The 20,025-nt window shown below is 53.4% G+C and carries 1 protein-coding gene; it reads right to left on the bottom strand.

Annotation, left to right across the window (positions count from 1 at the left end; translation table 11 throughout):
- Positions 1 to 4: 4 nt before the first annotated feature.
- Positions 5 to 19,804, bottom strand: a complete 19,800-nt coding sequence (locus ACOMG9_RS11455; protein WP_494530269.1) for a VCBS domain-containing protein — start codon at positions 19,802 to 19,804, stop codon at positions 5 to 7.
- Positions 19,805 to 20,025: the final 221 nt, after the last annotated feature.

The raw sequence follows: 20,025 nt of genomic DNA, 5'->3' as shown, positions 1-20,025 counted from the left end.
GGCTTTAGGAGCCATGATCCAAATTATTGTTATCCATAAGGTTGTTAAGAATATCAGCATCACTTCCGCCCAGGGCGAACAGATCAACATCCTTGAACGTAACTTTCTTGGTGACATCACCATTGGCGGTGTCACTGATCTCCATCACGGTATCATTGCCGCTGGCAACAAAATGGAAATGCTCATCAAGGCTGTCACTTGGATCCACCAGGATATCATCCAGCTTCAGCACGTCGCCTTCATCGGTATTGAAATCGGTAATAATCAGCTCGGCAGGGTTTTGCGCTGTGCCGGTGGCATTAAAATCAAAGATATCCGCCCCCAAACCACCAGAAGCAGTGACGTCGTCATGGTCAATGGTGAAAATATCGTCCCCGATATCGCCAATCAGAGTGTCCAAACCGGCACTGGAACTATGGTCAAAGCCTGCCACCCGGTCGCTGATGCTGGCCACATCATTACCACTGCTGTCACTCAGGCTACTGCCGGTGTAGCTGAATAGTAACTGTTCTGAGCTGTCAATCTGGGCGCCATCAAAGGTCACGGTAACTTCCTGGCCGTTTACGGCAACTCCAGTCACCAGACGTGCACTGCCATCAATTTGAACGGTAAAGTCAGAGTTTGAGGGCGAGCCGGAAATGGCTTCGGAGAAGCCCAGCACCAACTCGTTACTGGAAGCCAGAGATGAGGTTAAATCAGGTGCTTTCAGATCCGACTGGGTCACACTGCCTGCAGAGAGCGCATCGGTGGTTGACACGTTGCCCGCCAGATCCTTGATAAACCCGGCGGAGATATCCAGGGAATCATCGCTATAATCACCACCGGAGTTGGTTTCAATACTGTCAGCCTTGGCCGCTGCCAACTCAATAATGAGTTTATTGTTATCCAGCACTTTGGCAGACAACACGTCATCTTCACTGAAGCTCTCGGTCAGTGAGCCGTTGACCTTATAGCTGAGCTTGCTCCAGTCCAGCACCAGCCTTAACTCAGCACTGTCAGCGGCGGTATTGCCACTTAAAATATCATTGAAGTTTGAACCCGACAGCTCCAGCTGATTGGTATCGGGGTCATAACTGGCCGAGGCAATGGTGGTGAGCGGAGCAGTCGTATCGATAATCAGATCTGAACTGTTGTTATCCAGGGAACCTGCTCCTGAAGGTGCTGTCAGGGCGATACTCTGCTCTGAATTGACAGTGATAGCGCCATTAGTCCATGAAGAAGTTGCAGGTTCCTTGAATACTGTATCGATGGGGTTGGACGCCGCAAGGGAGATACTGCCAGTGACATTATCGCCACTCTGAATTGTATAACGGTATAAAAAGCTGTTGTTGTACTCGCCGGATAAGTGGGCATTCGTGTCCAGTACTGCGGTTTGTTGCGTGCCGCCAATATTAAACCGGAGTTCAGGTGTTGTACTGTAGTCAAGTTTAACCACATGGTTGAAATCCACCTGAATCAACAACTCTTCACCGGCTTTATAAGTGTCATTCACAGAGACAACACGAACATCCGTAATTTTGTTACCTTGCCTCCCCTGCGCGGTTGGCGTATCCGTAGGAGAGAGAATTTCCATATCCAGACCGTTTGACGGTGATGAAAAAGAATAGCCGTTGCCAGCACGGTCTACCAGAAACCCTTCTTCAACATGTACAACCATAGTGTCTGGCCAGTCACTGTAGCCCCGGAAGTTTTTTTCAAACGCATCAGCCCCACTCTGGTTCAGGTCTATTTTCATCTCATGATTTATTGATGAGTGCCGTTCAAAACTGCTGGCCGAAAAATCATCTGCCTTGAAATAATGCCGCTCGCCAGTCTCTGTATTTTCAACGTACAGCTTGCTCCAGTCAGGCGTCATCTGGCTGACTTCGTTGGAATTAAGCGCTTGATTACCATCTGAATAAATAAATATCCGGCCCGGCGAATAGCCGTCGCTACCAACCCAGAAGTTAACCGCACCCAGACCCGGTAAGGAAGGGTTGGTTGTATCAACTTCAAGTGCTGCATTGCTTGCCAGTGAGTTGGCCTGAGCCCCCGTCGGAAGGGTGCTAACATCCACTGAATTACCGGCCAGGTCGGTAATGCTGCCGTTGGACAGATCCAGGCTGCTGACATCAAGGTCTGAGCTGTCTTGACCACTGCCAATCGTATAATTGAACACCAGTTTGTCCGTTCCGGCACCACTGGAGTAGATGGCCTGGCCACCGGTATCCAGGTTAAGGGCTGGAACTCCAGAAATATCAACGGCTTCAGTGAAAGACACCTCAATCTGGATTACCTTGCCCTCGTTGTAAGGGCCGTCGGAGGTCAGGCTGTTGACTGCGGTAATTTCCGGAGCATTAACATCTATGATGGCACTGCCCGTCTGGGCCAGCGCATCGTTACTGTTAACCGGAGGCAGCGTGGCAAGCATGCTGTTCCCTGCGGAATCAAAGACCATGACCCCGGCAGGTATGGTCAGCGCAGAATCTGAAGCGTAGTTAAGCCCCTGGCTGTTTTCACTGTTACCCGCACCAACGGTGTAGACAAACCTTAATATATCGCTACCAGCACCACTGTCGTAGGTGGCTACGGCGCCGTTATTCAGATTCAGCGTTGGGTAGGTGCTGGCATCGGAAGCATCAATACCACTGATGTTCACTGACTCACTGAGCTGAACGAGAATAACCACCTGTTCTCCGGTGATAAATTGACCGGGATCTTCAAGGCGTACCTGCAACACCGTCGGTGCAGCAATGTCGGTGTAATCCAGGGTCAGGTCACTGGTGGCTGCGGCACCTTCGTTACCCGCCAAATCCCTCAGGAATCCTGCCTGGATATCAACGCCATCCTCTGAACCCTTATAGCCAAATATGCCCTCAAGTTCGGTGGCCTTGGCATCAGTTAACTGGATTGACAGGGTATCCGCTCCCGCCAGACGGGCAACCGTCACATCACTGGCAGAGAAGCTGACGTTTTGTGTGATACCGTCATCCTTATCGATATCAATCACCAGCTTGCTCCAGTCCAGCCTGCCTGAAAGATCGGCGGTGGCACTTTCGCTGTTGTTCAGCAGTTGATCAAAATCCGCTCCCTTCAGCAGGAGCTGGTTGTTGTTTTCATCGTAGGCGGCACTGGTGATGGTGGTGGTAGCTGCATCTGTGTCAATAACAATGTCACTGCTACCGGCCAGTGATTCAGTGCTGGCGGTTCCGGGCAATGTCAGGCTGACATTACTGCCTGCACCGTTGACCAGGGAGCCTGCAGAAATGCCGGTACTGAACGTCAGGGAACTGGTATCACGATAGTTAAGGTCATCAATGTTTTCCCCGGCACTCACGGTATGGCGGAACACAAATTCCCTGGTGCCATCGCCTGAGACATAAACGGCATTACCCCCATAAGGATCGGCCTGGGTCGGCTGTCTGTCATTAAGCAACAACAAGAGAGGGTCATCATTAGGGTCGTAATTTTGCAGCGAGACCTTTTCACTGAACCGTACGCGAATCAGAATTTCATCACCGGCCTGATAGCTTCCATCTACGGTGTCGGAGGAAACATTAAGAACCGTAGCGCCGTTGCTGGTGACAGTGACCGCCTGATCCGCAAGAGCATCGGTAGTAGATCGGTTGCCCGCCCGGTCAGCCATAAAGCCTTGACTGATATCCAGTGCTGTGTCCCCTGATACGGTACTGAAACCATTGTTGTCCAGTACCTTGTTGACGCCTTCATCAATAACAATCTCAAGCCGGTTATTGTGAATCTCTACTGAACCAATATCGGAGGCGTCAAGACTGACACTTTCAAAGCTACCATCAGGCTGTTTCAGTTTTATAGAGAGCTTGCTCCAGTCAAACCGTGACAGAGCATCTCCTGTCAGGCTCAAGCCAACGGATTCGCCACTGCCCAATAACGCATCAAAACCACTGCCATTGATGGTCAGTTTTTGATCATTGGCGCCCTCGGGAGCCAGAGTAACCCCGGTAATAGACACATCTGGGGCGGAGCCGTCGATCATGATATCCGCGGTACTGGCCAGCGAATCGCTATTGGCAGCAACAGGAACCGTCAGCACAGCGGCATTGCCCGATAAATCTTTGATGGTGCCACCATTGAGCTGCAGGGCGCTGGCACTCAGTACATCCAGGTCCGGTGCCTCATCCCCTGGCTGAACAGTGTACTCAAACACCAGCTCCTGGGTGCCAGACCCGGAACTGAACCGGGCAACAGAGATATTGTCACCAGTACCCATCAACAGTACCGGTGTACCCGTCACCTCCACGGCTTCATCAAAGCTCACCTGCAAACGGATAACGGAACCCGTTGCGTATTCCCCGTCCACTGTCAGGCTGGTGATACCGCTGACAGAAGGTGCAATACCATCAGGAGGCAGTATGAAGATCTCCACGCCAGCGCTGTTGCCATCGCTCATGGTGTTACCAGCCGCATCCCGGAAGAAACCATCACTGGTAATCCGGATCAGATCCATACCTTCCTCATTACCATAGCCTGAGGTGGCACGCATGCTGGAAAGCTTGCTACTACTGATCTTGATGTTCAATTGTTGATCGTTCACGGCCAGAGCGGATTCAATATCAGCCGCGCTAAAGCTGATATCCGTGTTACTGCCGCTATTGTCAACAACCCGCCATGAAAGTTTTGACCAATCCAGTCTGCCAATCAGATCGGTATCGGTGGACTCACCTGGTGACAGCAGTGAGCTGAAACCATTACCGGAAAGCGTCAGAATGCCCGCTGAACTGGCTGAGCTGCTGCTGAGCCCTACGGTAGGAGAAACCGTATCAATCCTGATGTCGTTTTGTTGAGCCAGGGCCCCGGCTTCATTCAGCTCAGGCAAGAGCAAGTCTGCGTTGTTACCTAAGAGGTCGGTAATCGTACCGCCACCAAGATCCAGTGCGGAGGTGGATAATGCATTGAGGTCGGCAGACTCATCGGGATTAGCCACTGTGTAGGTAAAGGAAAGGACTTTAGTTCCTGAACCACCGCTGTACGTGCCAAGACGGTCAATTGTGCCGGTTTCCAGCTGTAGAGTAGGATTCCCTGTCACCTGGACAGGCTCAGAAAACTCTACCTTGACGGTAATGGTGTCACCATCGCTGTACCACTGATCCGCATCATCACTGTAAAGGCGCACAACTTCCGGGTTACCACCGCTGTTGGTCACGTTGTCGACAGAGAAGCCGGCTATCGAAGAAGTGTCATTACCGACGAGGTCTTCCAGGCGGTCATTGTCCAGAGCACTGCCCGCACCGGGCCCAGTGTAATCCAGAGTGACCGTCTGACCATCCGTAATCGCGTTGGAGAGCGTCAGAGTCAGTTGCTGGCCACTGATAGCAAGGCTACTGACCGGTTCACTCTGCCCGTCGACGACAATATTAAACAGGGATGGATTAATGGTGGCATTACCATTCAGTGCCTCACTGAACGTTAATGTCACGGTATTGCCATCCACCTCGGCGGTGGACAGGCTGGGTGAAATGGTGTCCGTGGTATTGGTGACGGTTATGTCGCCATGATTGAGGGCAGCGGCGTCAAAGCCCCGCAAATCTTCGACCCGGTCATTGTTACTACTGCTATCTGCACTGGATGGGCTATAGCTAAACGTCACCGACTCCCCGTCTGCCACGGGGCTGGCCAGCTGCACCGTTACCTGATTACCACTAATTGAAGTACTGCTGACCGACCTGCTGGTACCCGCCACATCAACATTCAGAATTCCGGTCAGGCTGACACTCTCATTCAAATCCTCTGAATAAGTCAGGGTGAGAGTATCACCGTCCACCACGGCACTGTTAATAGTTGGTACTGAGGTATCTGTATTATTCTCAACCAGAGCACTACTGAAGCTACTACTGTCATTGCCCTGGTCATCCTGAATGGGGCCACCGCCATTATTGCTGGCATCAGCCACGCTATAGGACAACTGAACAATGTCCGCATCGCCAACCGGGCTGTCCAGAGTTAACGTCATCCGGCTACCGGAAATGCTGACGCTTGACACAGTACGGCTGCCGCCGCCAACCAGAGACAGGGTGAAGGCACTGGTATCGGGAACGCTGCCGGAATCAAGCGTTTCATTATAATCAATGACCAGCTGGTCACCCTCTACGGTCATATTCTGGCGAACCGCAGCAGAAACATCGGGCGTCACTGAAGCAGAGAAACTACTTAATGCGGCAAATGGGTTAATTCCCACCTGTTCCTGAAGGGCATTACTGCCGGGCGTATAATCAAGCGTCACACCGCCCGAGGGACTAACCGCTGTGTCCAGACTAAGGCGAATCTGGGTATCGTTAAGATAAGAGACATTAAGAACATTGACAGCACTACCATCAATGGCCACATCAAAGTCAGCCAGGTCAGGGACACGACTCTTGTCCATATTTTCACTAAAAGTCAGTACCAGATTCTGTGTATTAGCCACGATTTCAGCAGAAGATAGCGTGGGGGTGGTACCGGAGAAGATAACGGTCGAAGTGTCCGTCGTAACGTTTCCAGTACTGTCGGTTTGGGTAACGGTAATATCCAGTGTACCGTCAGACAGGTTACTGACATCCAGCTCACTGCCCGCCAAACTCCAGGTGCCATCCAGTCCAACCGTTACAGTGGCAGAGACAGTAGCAGCTGATGTATCTTCAATTTCGACCTGAATGGAAGCTCCGGGCTCACCAACACCGGAAACCAGAACGGCACCTTCTTCGGCGGCGCTGATCTGGTTGTCACCCATTATGTTGTTATCAATGGCAATGGTCTGGGCAAGGGTGAGCTGACCATCGCTCAGCAGCTGCTCAATAATTTCCTGATCCGTATTCCCCAAAGGCGACAGATCTGTGTTTTCCAGCACAATCTGCTGTACTACATCACCACCGGCAACAACGCTAACGTCAATGACGGTATCACTGCCTTCTGTGCGGAAATGAATAAACTGATCTGCTGTAGTATTTTCCTCACCACTGAGAAGAGCGTGCAAATCGAGAATGTCACCACCGGCACCGACGGAAAAATCTGTAATGCGGTCAATGGCCGGATCACCGGCAGAGCCACCGTCACCAGCCTGCCAGACAAAACGATCCTGACCACTACCACCCGTTAACCAATCATCGCCCTCACCACCAGTGAGCACATCAGCACCTGACTCACCGTCCATAAAGTCTGTACCGTTGCCGCCTGTCAGGGTGTTATCTTGGGCATCCCCTCGGCTAACATTCGCACTGTAAGTGGTTGCAGAACTGGCAACACCACCTGCCTCTGTAGAGGTAACACTGATATTCAGTGGGTCACCATCGTTCAGTGTCAGCGAGGGCGTATAGCTCCAGTTACCATCACTGCCAACGGATGCACTGAAACTGTTATTGTTAATGGTAAAGTTCAGGGTAGTATTTGGTTGGCCCGTACCCGTAATCACGGGCTGGAAACTATTATCGACGACAACAGAATCAATTTTGGGCGGTGTATAAAAATCAATGGTATGAGTGCTGCTCTCCAGAGCACCATCGCTTACCTTAAAGCCAATGCTGCCATGGTGACTACCGTTAATGCTGGCATCTGCGGTAAATTCCAGGTTTGGAATATCACTGGTGCTGATTACCTGGTTAACGGAGACGGCACTGCCGTTTAATGTCAGGCTTCCCGAAGCAGGCAAGGATGTCAACGTAATGGAAGCAAGACTATCCCCTGAATCCACATCACTGAAGCCAAATTCAGCATTAGTAAAGGCATGCTTTCCCGCCTCACTGAGACTTAGATTGTTATCAGCTGCAATGGGTGCGTCGTTGGTGCCGTTAATGGTAATCACTATATCGTGGGTGGTGCCATCCAGAGACTTCACCGTAATGGTTTCATTCAGGCTGTCACCATCCCCCAGAGCCTGAATAGCTGACTGACTATTATCCGCTGAGTAGCTCCAGCTGCCATCGGTGTTCATGGTCAGTGAACCATAGGTGCCAGTTATGGTCTCTCCGGTAAAACTCCCTTCGCCGTTATCCACATCGTTCACACTCAGGCTGCCAGTGGCAGTCAGGATATTACCCGCATCTTCAGTGACACTGCCGGTGTCCGTACCATTGATCACCGCCGCATCGTTAGTGCCGGTTATTGTTATGGTCACCTGCTGATCAACGGTACCTCCTTCCCCGTCATTAACAGTGACGGTGTAAGTCTGGGTCAGAGCCTGACCGGCACCCAGGTAATCAATGTCGGCATCATTAACACTGAAACTCCAGTCGATACGGCCGCTGCCATCGCCCTGGGTGTCGTCCGCCACGGTCGCCGTCAAACTACCCAAGTAGCCATTGGCTCCGGCACTGACGCTGACAGTCTGCTGGTCTGAAAAATCAACATCGGCAATGGTGAACGAGCCAGTGTCAGTCAGACTGTTGCTGTTTTCACCGGCACCACCGTCGACAATCTCGGTGACCGCCCCGGCAACATCGGTGGCACTCGTGATAGTAGGTGCATCGTTGGTGCCGGTTATTGTGATAGTCACCTGCTGATCGACAGTACCGCCTTTGCCGTCATCAACAGTCACGGTGTAAGTTTGGTTCAGTGTCTCACCTGCACTTAGGTAATCGACGTCGGCATCATCGACACTGAAACTCCAGTCGATCCGGCCGCTGCCGTCACCCTGGGTATCATCAGCAACGGTAGCTGTCAGGCTGCCAAGGTAACCGTTGGCTCCAGCACTGACACTGACGCTCTGCTGGTCATTTAGATCAACATCGGCGATGGTGAAGGAGCCATTGTCGGTCAGGGTGTTGCTGTTCTCACCGACACCACCATCGACAATCTCAGTGACCATCCCGGCGACATCGGTGGCACTGCTAATAGTTGGTGCATCATTAGTACCGGTCAGGGTGATGGTCACTTGCTGATCGACAGTACCGCCTTTGCCGTCATCAACAGTCACGGTGTAAGTTTGGTTCAGTGTCTCACCTGCACTTAGGTAATCGACGTCGGCATCATCAACACTGAAACTCCAGTCGATCCGGCCGCTGCCGTCACCCTGGGTGTCATCCGCTACGGTAGCTGTCAGGCTGCCAAGGTAACCGTTGGCTCCAGCACTGACGCTGACAGTCTGCTGGTCATTCAGATCAACATCGGCGATGGTGAAGGAGCCATTGTCAGTCAGGGTATTGCTGTTCTCACCGGCGCCACCATCGACAATCTCAGTGACCATCCCGGCGACATCGGTGGCACTGCTAATAGTTGGTGCATCATTAGTACCGGTCAGGGTGATGGTCACTTGCTGATCGACAGTACCGCCTTTGCCGTCATCAACAGTCACGGTGTAAGTTTGGTTCAGTGTCTCACCTGCACTTAGGTAATCGACGTCGGCATCATCAACACTGAAACTCCAGTCGATCCGGCCGCTGCCGTCACCCTGGGTGTCATCCGCTACGGTAGCTGTCAGGCTGCCAAGGTAACCGTTGGCTCCAGCACTGACACTGACCGTCTGCTGGTCTGAAAGATCGACATCAGCAATGGTGAACGAGCCGGTGTCAGTCAGGCTGTTGCTGTTTTCACCGGCACCACCGTCGACAATCTCGGTGACCGCCCCGGCAACATCGGTGGCACTGGTGATAGTAGGTGCATCGTTGGTACCGGTTATTGTGATAGTCACCTGCTGATCAACGGTACCACCTTCCCCGTCATTAACAGTGACGGTGTAAGTCTGGTTTAAGGTTTCACCGGCACTCAGGTAATCAATGTCGGCATCATCAACACTGAAACTCCAGTCGATCCGGCCACTGCCGTCACCCTGGGTGTCATCCGCCACGGTAGCCGTCAGGCTGCCAAGGTAACCGTTGGCTCCAGCACTGACGCTGACCGTCTGCTGGTCTGAAAGATCGACATCAGCAATGGTGAACGAGCCGGTGTCAGTCAGGCTGTTGCTGTTTTCACCGGCACCACCGTCGACAATCTCGGTGACCGCCCCGGCAACATCGGTGGCACTGGTGATAGTAGGTGCATCGTTGGTACCGGTTATTGTGATAGTCACCTGCTGATCAACGGTACCACCTTCCCCGTCATTAACAGTGACGGTGTAAGTCTGGTTTAAGGTTTCACCGGCACTCAGGTAATCAATGTCGGCATCATCAACACTGAAACTCCAGTCGATCCGGCCGCTGCCATCACCCTGGGTGTCATCCGCCACGGTAGCCGTCAGGCTACCCAGATAACCATTGGCTCCGGCACTGACGCTGACCGTCTGCTGGTCTGAAAGATCGACATCAGCAATGGTGAACGAGCCGGTGTCAGTCAGGCTGTTGCTGTTTTCACCGGCACCACCGTCGACAATCTCGGTGACCGCCCCGGCAACATCGGTGGCACTCGTGATAGTAGGTGCATCGTTGGTGCCGGTTATTGTGATAGTCACCTGCTGATCAACGGTACCACCTTCCCCGTCATTAACAGTGACGGTGTAAGTCTGGTTTAAGGTTTCACCGGCACTCAGGTAATCAATGTCGGCATCATCAACACTGAAACTCCAGTCGATCCGGCCGCTGCCATCACCCTGGGTGTCGTCTACCACGGTAGCCGTCAGGCTGCCCAGATAACCATTGGCTCCGGCACTGACGCTGACCGTCTGCTGGTCTGAAAGATCGACATCAGCAATGGTGAACGAGCCGGTGTCAGTCAGGCTGTTGCTGTTTTCACCGGCACCACCGTCGACAATCTCGGTGACCGCCCCGGCAACATCGGTGGCACTCGTGATAGTAGGTGCATCGTTGGTGCCGGTTATTGTGATAGTCACCTGCTGATCAACGGTACCACCTTCCCCGTCATTAACAGTGACGGTGTAAGTCTGGTTTAAGGTTTCACCGGCACTCAGGTAATCAATGTCGGCATCATCAACACTGAAACTCCAGTCGATCCGGCCACTGCCGTCACCCTGGGTGTCATCCGCCACGGTAGCCGTCAGGCTACCCAGATAACCATTGGCTCCGGCACTGACGCTGACCGTCTGCTGGTCTGAAAGATCGACATCAGCAATGGTGAACGAGCCGGTGTCAGTCAGGCTGTTGCTGTTTTCACCGGCACCACCGTCGACAATCTCGGTGACCGCCCCGGCAACATCGGTGGCACTCGTGATAGTAGGTGCATCGTTGGTGCCGGTTATTGTGATAGTCACCTGCTGATCAACGGTACCACCTTCCCCGTCATTAACAGTGACGGTGTAAGTCTGGTTTAAGGTTTCACCGGCACTCAGGTAATCAATGTCGGCATCATCAACACTGAAGCTCCAGTCGATCCGGCCGTTGCCATCACCCTGGGTGTCATCCGCCACGGTAGCCGTCAGGCTACCCAGATAACCATTGGCTCCGGCACTGACGCTGACCGTCTGCTGGTCTGAAAGATCGACATCAGCAATGGTGAACGAGCCGGTGTCAGTCAGGCTGTTGCTGTTTTCACCGGCACCACCGTCGACAATCTCGGTGACCGCCCCGGCAACATCGGTGGCACTCGTGATAGTAGGTGCATCGTTGGTGCCGGTTATTGTGATAGTCACCTGCTGATCAACGGTACCACCTTCCCCGTCATTAACAGTGACGGTGTAAGTCTGGTTTAAGGTTTCACCGGCACTCAGGTAATCAATGTCGGCATCATCAACACTGAAACTCCAGTCGATCCGGCCGCTGCCATCACCCTGGGTGTCGTCTACCACGGTAGCCGTCAGGCTGCCCAGATAACCGTTGGCTCCAGCACTGACACTGACACTCTGCTGGTCATTCAGATCAACATCGGCGATGGTGAAGGAGCCATTGTCAGTCAGGGTATTGCTGTTCTCACCGGCACCACCATCGACAATCTCAGTGACCATCCCGGCGACATCGGTGGCACTGCTAATAGTTGGTGCATCATTAGTACCGGTCAGGGTGATAGTCACCTGCTGATCGACGGTACCGCCTTCGCCATCGTCAACAGTGACGGTGTAAGTTTGGGTCAGGGTCTGACCGGCAGCCAGGTGATCGACGTCGGCATCATCAACACTGAAACTCCAGTCGATCCGGCCACTGCCGTCACCCTGGGTATCATCGGCTACGGTAGCAGTGAGGCTGCCAAGGTAACCGTTGGCTCCAGCACTGACACTGACACTCTGCTGGTCATTCAGATCAACATCGGCGATGGTGAAGGAGCCATTGTCGGTCAGGGTATTGCTGTTCTCACCGGCGCCACCATCGACAATCTCGGTGACCATCCCGGCGACATCGGTGACACTGCTAATAGTTGGTGCATCATTAGTACCGGTCAGGGTGATGGTCACTTGCTGATCGACAGTACCGCCTTTGCCATCATTAACAGTCACGGTGTAAGTTTGGTTCAGTGTCTCACCTGCACTTAGGTAATCGACGTCGGCATCATCAACACTGAAACTCCAGTCGATCCGGCCGCTGCCATCACCCTGGGTGTCATCCGCCACGGTAGCCGTCAGGCTACCCAGATAACCATTGGCTCCGGCACTGACGCTGACCGTCTGCTGGTCTGAAAGATCGACATCAGCAATGGTGAACGAGCCGGTGTCAGTCAGGCTGTTGCTGTTTTCACCGGCACCACCGTCGACAATCTCGGTGACCGCCCCGGCAACATCGGTGGCACTGGTGATAGTAGGTGCATCGTTGGTGCCGGTTATTGTGATAGTCACCTGCTGATCAACGGTACCACCTTCCCCGTCATTAACAGTGACGGTGTAAGTCTGGTTTAAGGTTTCACCGGCACTCAGGTAATCAATGTCGGCATCATCAACACTGAAGCTCCAGTCGATCCGGCCGTTGCCATCACCCTGGGTGTCATCCGCCACGGTAGCCGTCAGGCTACCCAGATAACCATTGGCTCCGGCACTGACGCTGACCGTCTGCTGGTCTGAAAGATCGACATCAGCAATGGTGAACGAGCCGGTGTCAGTCAGGCTGTTGCTGTTTTCACCGGCACCACCGTCGACAATCTCGGTGACCGCCCCGGCAATATCGGTGGCACTGGTGATAGTAGGTGCATCGTTGGTACCGGTTATTGTGATAGTCACCTGCTGATCAACGGTACCACCTTCCCCGTCATTAACAGTGACGGTGTAAGTCTGGTTTAAGGTTTCACCGGCACTCAGGTAATCAATGTCGGCATCATCAACACTGAAACTCCAGTCGATCCGGCCGCTGCCATCACCCTGGGTGTCGTCTACCACGGTAGCCGTCAGGCTGCCCAGATAACCGTTGGCTCCGGCACTGACGCTGACCGTCTGCTGGTCTGAAAGATCGACATCAGCAATGGTGAACGAGCCGGTGTCAGTCAGGCTGTTGCTGTTTTCACCGGCACCACCGTCGACAATCTCGGTGACCGCCCCGGCAACATCGGTGGCACTCGTGATAGTAGGTGCATCGTTGGTGCCGGTTATTGTGATAGTCACCTGCTGATCAACGGTACCACCTTCCCCGTCATTAACAGTGACGGTGTAAGTCTGGTTTAAGGTTTCACCGGCACTCAGGTAATCAATGTCGGCATCATCAACACTGAAGCTCCAGTCGATCCGGCCGTTGCCATCACCCTGGGTGTCATCCGCCACGGTAGCCGTCAGGCTACCCAGATAACCATTGGCTCCGGCACTGACGCTGACCGTCTGCTGGTCTGAAAGATCGACATCAGCAATGGTGAACGAGCCGGTGTCAGTCAGGCTGTTGCTGTTTTCACCGGCACCACCGTCGACAATCTCGGTGACCGCCCCGGCAACATCGGTGGCACTCGTGATAGTAGGTGCATCGTTGGTGCCGGTTATTGTGATAGTCACCTGCTGATCAACGGTACCACCTTCCCCGTCATTAACAGTGACGGTGTAAGTCTGGTTTAAGGTTTCACCGGCACTCAGGTAATCAATGTCGGCATCATCAACACTGAAGCTCCAGTCGATCCGGCCGCTGCCATCACCCTGGGTGTCGTCTGCCACGGTAGCCGTCAGGCTGCCCAGATAACCGTTGGCTCCAGCACTGACACTGACACTCTGCTGGTCATTCAGATCAACATCGGCGATGGTGAATGAGCCATTGTCGGTCAGGGTGTTGCTGTTCTCACCGGCGCCACCATCGACAATCTCGGTGACCATCCCGGCAACATCGGTGGCACTGCTGATAGTTGGTGCATCATTAGTACCGGTCAGGGTGATGGTCACTTGCTGATCGACAGTACCGCCTTTGCCGTCATCAACAGTCACGGTGTAGGTCTGGGTCAGAGTCTCGCCGACGCCCAGATAGTCAATGTCGGCATCATCGACACTGAAACTCCAGTCGATCCGGCCGCTGCCGTCACCCTGGGTGTCATCCGCTACGGTAGCGGTGAGGCTGCCAAGGTAACCGTTGGCTCCAGCACTGACACTGACGCTCTGCTGGTCATTCAGATCAACATCGGCGATGGTGAAGGAGCCATTGTCAGTCAGGGTGTTGCTGTTCTCACCGGCGCCACCATCGACAATCTCGGTGACCATCCCGGCAACATCGGTGGCACTGCTGATAGTTGGTGCATCATTGGTACCGGTCAGAGTAATGGTCACTTGCTGATCGACAGTACCGCCTTTGCCGTCATCAACAGTCACGGTGTAGGTTTGGTTCAGTGTCTCACCTGCACTCAGGTAATCGACGTCGGCGTCATCGACACTGAAACTCCAGTCGATCCGGCCGCTGCCGTCACCCTGGGTGTCATCCGCTACGGTAGCGGTGAGACTGCCAAGGTAACCGTTGGCTCCAGCACTGACAATGACGCTCTGCTGATCACTCAGATCAACATCGGCGATGGTGAAGGAGCCATTGTCGGTCAGGGTGTTGCTGTTCTCACCGGCGCCACCATCGACAATCTCGGTGACCATCCCGGCAACATCGGTGGCACTGCTGATAGTTGGTGCATCATTAGTACCGGTCAGAGTAATGGTCACTTGCTGATCGACAGTACCGCCTTTGCCGTCATCAACAGTCACTGTGTAGGTCTGGGTCAGAGTCTCGCCGACGCCCAGATAGTCAATGTCGGCATCATCGACACTGAAACTCCAGTCGATCCGGCCGCTGCCGTCACCCTGGGTGTCATCCGCTACGGTAGCGGTGAGGCTGCCAAGGTAACCGTTGGCTCCAGCACTGACACTGACACTCTGCTGGTCATTCAGATCAACATCGGCAATGGTGAAGGAGCCATTGTCGGTCAGGGTGTTGCTGTTCTCACCGGCGCCACCATCGACAATCTCGGTGACCATCCCAGCAACATCGGTGGCACTGCTGATAGTTGGTGCATCATTACTACCGGTCAGAGTAATGGTCACTTGCTGATCGACAGTACCGCCTTTGCCGTCATCAACAGTCACAGTGTAGGTTTGGTTCAGTGTCTCACCTGCACTTAGGTAATCGACGTCGGCATCATCAACACTGAAACTCCAGTCGATCCGGCCACTGCCGTCACCCTGGGTGTCATCCGCTACGGTAGCGGTGAGACTGCCAAGGTAACCGTTGGCTCCAGCGCTGACACTGACGCTCTGCTGGTCACTCAGATCAACATCGGCGATGGTGAAGGAGCCATTGTCGGTCAGGGTGTTGCTGTTCTCACCGGCGCCACCATCGACAATCTCGGTGACCATCCCGGCAACATCGGTGGCACTGCTGATAGTTGGTGCATCATTAGTACCGGTCAGGGTGATGGTCACTTGCTGATCGACAGTACCGCCTTTGCCGTCATCAACAGTCACTGTGTAGGTCTGGGTCAGAGTCTCGCCGACGCCCAGATAGTCAATGTCGGCATCATCGACACTGAAACTCCAGTCGATCCGGCCGCTGCCGTCACCCTGGGTGTCATCCGCTACGGTAGCGGTGAGGCTGCCAAGGTAACCGTTGGCTCCAGCACTGACACTGACACTCTGCTGGTCATTCAGATCAACATCGGCAATGGTGAAGGAGCCATTGTCGGTCAGGGTGTTGCTGTTCTCACCGGCGCCACCATCGACAATCTCGGTGACCATCCCGGCAACATCGGTGGCACTGCTGATAGTTGGTGCATCATTAGTACCGGTCAGAGTAATGGTCACTTGCTGATCGACAGTACCGCCTTTGCCGTCATCAACAGTCACAGTGTAGGTTTGGTTCAGTGTCTCACCTGCACTTAGGTAATCGACATCGGCATCATCAACACTGAAACTCCAGTCTATCCGGCCGCTGCCGTCACCCTGGGTGTCATCCGCTACGGTAGCGGTGAGGCTGCCCAGGTATCCGTTGGCACTGGCGCTGACACTGACGCTCTGCTGATCACTCAGATCAACATCGGCGATGGTGAATGAGCCATTGTCGGTCAGGGTGTTGCTGTTCTCACCGGCGCCACCATCGACAATCTCGGTGACCATCCCGGCGACATCGGTGGCACTGCTGATAGTTGGTGCATCATTAGTACCGGTCAGGGTGATGGTCACTTGCTGATCGACAGTACCGCCTTTGCCGTCATCAACAGTCACGGTGTAGGTTTGGTTCAGTGTCTCACCTGCACTTAGGTAATCGACGTCGGCATCATCAACACTGAAACTCCAGTCGATCCGGCCGCTGCCGTCACCCTGGGTGTCATCCGCTACGGTAGCGGTGAGGCTGCCAAGGTAACCGTTGGCTCCAGCACTGACACTGACGCTCTGCTGGTCATTCAGATCAACATCGGCGATGGTGAAGGAGCCATTGTCGGTCAGGGTGTTGCTGTTCTCACCGGCACCACCATCGACAATCTCGGTGACCATCCCGGCAACATCGGTGGCACTGCTGATAGTTGGTGCATCATTAGTACCGGTCAGGGTGATGGTCACTTGCTGATCGACAGTACCGCCTTTGCCGTCATCAACAGTCACGGTGTAGGTTTGGTTCAGTGTCTCACCTGCACTTAGGTAATCGACGTCGGCATCATCAACACTGAAACTCCAGTCGATCCGGCCGCTGCCGTCACCCTGGGTGTCATCCGCTACGGTAGCGGTGAGGCTGCCCAGGTAACCGTTGGCTCCAGCACTGACACTGACGCTCTGCTGGTCACTCAGATCAACATCGGCGATGGTGAAGGAACCATTGTCGGTCAGGGTGTTGCTGTTCTCACCGGCGCCACCATCGACAATCTCGGTGACCATCCCGGCAACATCGGTGGCACTGCTGATAGTTGGTGCATCATTAGTACCGGTCAGGGTGATGGTCACTTGCTGATCGACAGTACCGCCTTTGCCGTCATCAACAGTCACGGTGTAGGTTTGGTTCAGTGTCTCACCTGCACTTAGGTAATCAACGTCGGCATCATCAACACTGAAACTCCAGTCGATCCGGCCACTGCCGTCACCCTGGGTGTCATCAGCGACGGTAGCTGTCAGGCTGCCTAGGTATCCGTTGGCTCCAGCACTGACACTGACGCTCTGCTGGTCATTCAGATCAACATCGGCAATGGTGAAGGAGCCATTGTCGGTCAGGGTGTTGCTGTTCTCACCGGCGCCACCATCGACAATCTCGGTGACCATCCCGGCAACATCGGTGGCACTGCTGATAGTTGGTGCATCATTAGTACCGGTCAGGGTGATGGTCACTTGCTGATTGACAGTACCGCCTTCGCCGTCATCAACAGTGACAGTGTAAGTTTGGGTCAGGGTCTGACCGGCAGCCAGGTAATCGACGTCGGCATCATCAACACTGAAACTCCAGTCGATCCGGCCACTGCCGTCACCCTGGGTGTCATGAGCAACGGTAGCGGTGAGGCTGCCCAGGTATCCGTTGGCTCCAGCACTGACACTGACGCTCTGCTGGTCATTCAGATCAACATCGGCAATGGTGAATGAGCCGTTGTCGGTCAGGGTGTTGCTGTTCTCACCGGCGCCACCATCGACAATCTCGGTGACCATCCCGGCAACATCGGTGGCACTGCTGATAGTTGGTGCATCATTAGTACCGGTCAGCGTAATGGTCACTTGCTGATCGACAGTACCGCCTTCGCCGTCATCAACAGTCACGGTGTAGGTCTGGGTCAGAGTCTCGCCGACGCCCAGATAGTCAATGTCGGCATCATCAACACTGAAACTCCAGTCGATCCGGCCACTGCCATCACCCTGGGTGTCATCAGCAACGGTAGCTGTCAGGCTGCCAAGGTAACCGTTAGCTCCAGCACTGACACTGACGCTCTGCTGGTCACTCAGATCAACATCAGCAATGGTAAAGGAACCAGTGTCGGTCAGACTGGTGCCGTTCTCCCCGGCATCGCCGTCCATAATTTCAGAGACAGTCCCGGCCACATCAGTGGCACTGGTGATGGTGGGTGCATCGTTGAGGCCTTCAATTGTCATTGAGGCAGTCTGGTTAACTGTTCCTCCTCGACCGTCGTCAACTTGATAGCTGTACTCAACTGTTTCCGACTCTCCTGCCGCCAAATGCTGATAGGCGGACGAATCCAGAGATAGGCTGTTGCCATCTTCCGAGATGCTGATGCCAACCGGATCACCAGCAGTGAGTCGGAGGCTCATAACATTTAAAGTATCTGTCTGATCCTCATCGCTGGCACCTGCCAACAAATCAATATTTTGTAATGGCGAGTTCTGGTCAGCCCTCAACAAAATTGCATCTTGAACCACGGGGTCATCATTACTTCCTGCCAGTGTGATGCTGGCGGTTTGAATCGTAAAATCTCCCTGCGAATCCGTTACGCGGTATTCGTAGGTAATGGTTTCCGTCTCTCCAATGGCCAGGTACTTATAGGCTTCCGGATCAATAATCACCTCTGAGCCATCTTCAGCCACACTAACACCAGCCTCATTACCAGAAACCAGACGAAGGCCAGTAACAGACAGATCATCGTTAAGGTCTGTATCACTGGCGTTCTTTAAAAGGTTTAAACTAATACCGGAATCATTCTGGTTGACATCAAGAGCAATCGGGGCATCTACTTCAGGTGTATCGTTAACACCTTCTACCGTGATATCTACGGATGCCTGACTTTTGTTCCCCTGTGAATTAATAACCTCGAAAACAAAAGTAACCGTCTGGTTTTCACCCGCAGCCAGATAATCAAACTCTGCCCCTGGTTTGAACTCAAAAGAGCCATCGCTATCAATATTGATTGAGCCTGCTTCTGGTGCAGATATCAGTGAGTAGGTGAGTGCGCCACCACCGGCATCCGTCGCAGACAGCTGCCCCTGCAGAACCGGTGCATCTTCACTACCAACCATTGAAGATACCTGAGCGACAGGCTGGTACGAAACGACAACAGGCTCTGCCGACCCCGCTTCACTCTCTGCCCTCTCTGCCTCCTGTTGTCGCTGAACAATGTTGCTGCTGGCAGACCTGCTGTTGGCATTCAGAATTTCTGAAGACTCGACCGCTGAATCCTGATCTGCCTGGTCATCGCTTTCAAGGGTAATAACAGGCATATCCGGAGGTGCGAGTCTGGACTCTGTTTGTTCAGAGCCTGGCTCTTCTGAAGCTTTTTCTTCTACCGCTGGAGTTTCTGCCACGGAAGCGGGGTCAACCCCTTCGGTAATGGCATCCCGCCCCCCTTCGTCAGCTTGATTTTCATCAGCCTGTTCTTCATCAGCTTCAGAGCCCTGGCCGGACAACACACTGTCGGTCAGTGTAAGTGGTTGCTGTCCACTCAGCTCCAGAACCTGATTATTCGCTGTCGTAATGACAACAGGCTCACCGTTTTCCGATACCACCCGGTCATTAAGAAAAACCTTATCTCCTGGTTCAAGAATTACCTGAGTTCCATCCGGCTTTATGGCAATAACCTTACCTGATGCCGCTGTGATCTCACCAATGGCGGGTGCAGAATTTCCTGAGCTGGAATTCATATTTTTGTACTCTCTCCGAATCCTGAGGGAGCAGCGGAAAATCGACTTAGGTACTGTGCGGTCAATGCAAACACAGAATAAAGCGAATTCCTTTCGCTCCTGTATCACGAAAAACCAGTTTAAAAGCTTATTAGTTACAGGATAGACAGATTAAAACGGCTCTGTTGTAACACTCAGCCATTTTGGTCTCAGGATGACAATTGACAGATACGGTGAGAGTG

Source organism: Endozoicomonas sp. PH6C (assembly GCF_059322965.1).
The sequence above is the reverse complement of the archived record's forward strand: the minus strand, read 5'-3'. Positions and strand labels throughout refer to the sequence as shown.